Origin of the sequence: Caballeronia choica, assembly GCF_001544535.1 — a bacterium.
Classification (GTDB): Bacteria; Pseudomonadota; Gammaproteobacteria; order Burkholderiales; family Burkholderiaceae; genus Caballeronia; species Caballeronia choica.
Genome location: NZ_FCON02000605.1, coordinates 1 through 592, shown reverse-complemented (window position 1 = coordinate 592; position 592 = coordinate 1). Strand labels below are relative to the sequence as shown.

The 592-nt window shown below is 56.2% G+C and carries 1 pseudogene; it reads right to left on the bottom strand.

The features are described 5' to 3' along the window. Nucleotides 1-392: 392 nt before the first annotated feature. Nucleotides 393-592, bottom strand: a pseudogene (locus tag AWB68_RS50695) (ISNCY family transposase); the annotation flags it as partial.

Sequence of the window (592 nt, the reverse complement as noted above, 5' to 3'; positions counted from 1 at the left end):
CGTTGAGAAATCCGCGCCGCAATTCCTCGTTGGCAACCCTTTCCGCGATCGCTTCCAACATGAAGCTGTGCGCCGTCGTCCCAGACTCTTCCGCGAGTTTTGAGACGCGGTCGCGAAGGTCAGGCGGCAGACGAAGCGTAGTGGTAGACATATTGACCTCGCAAAGTGTCACAACTGTGCTACATATTACGCGGTCCACCCCCTTTTGCAAGCGCACGGTTAAGCAGAGGCGTTCTAGGTGAGATTAAAATGTCAAAGCCATTTTGAAATGTCGTAGCGCCGGCTAAATACAGATGTCGTGTTTTTGATGTGTGATTTACTCTGTCTTCAACGGTTTGAATCCACGTAGTGTCGAAGGACGGCCTTGATCAGACAGGGGCGTGTCAGACCGTTCAGCGAGTGCGAGCAGACCGCTGGCCAGGTGTTGAAGGCGTCTTCGACTGCTGCGCGACCTGCGCGATTGCCTGATCCAGATCGGCTCGCGTGAATGCGCGCGGATTCTTAGTGCCGGGCAAGGGTTTGGGTTTGCGTACCGCCGCACCACGATTCGTACGTGACGGCGAACCCGAGGTCCGGCGGTTGTCGCGCTGTG